A 317-nucleotide genomic window follows, 5' to 3' on the forward strand; every position below is an offset into this window, starting at 1 on the left:
GTCTATTATTTCTTTTTAAGTATTCTATAGCTTTAGGATTGACTACACTAGCTAAGACAAATAATATACCTTTGTCAAATTCTTTGAAATCATTATCAAAACACTTAATGACTATATCATCTCTTTCAAGCATTAATACATAATCAGGTTTTATATTGTGTTTTGCTAATATAGGATAAGCACTATCAGCGCATATAATGCTAGCTTTATTAGCATATTCTTTTAATAAAGGTAATTGTTTCATCAAAGATGGACCAGTAGAAACTATAATAGCATTTTCTATTTTACCTTTTCTTTGTTTTAGCAAGTCTTTTAAA

1 protein-coding gene is annotated in these 317 nt (G+C 26.5%); it reads right to left on the reverse strand.

Annotated elements, in window-relative coordinates:
- Positions 1 to 317, reverse strand: a 317-nt coding sequence (locus CAMP5053_RS08485) for a motility associated factor glycosyltransferase family protein (RefSeq protein WP_337217659.1), incomplete at both ends; no start/stop codon positions are given.

Origin of the sequence: Campylobacter sp. S4:11, assembly GCF_024723695.1 — a bacterium.
Taxonomy (GTDB): Bacteria; Campylobacterota; Campylobacteria; order Campylobacterales; family Campylobacteraceae; genus Campylobacter_D; species Campylobacter_D jejuni_C.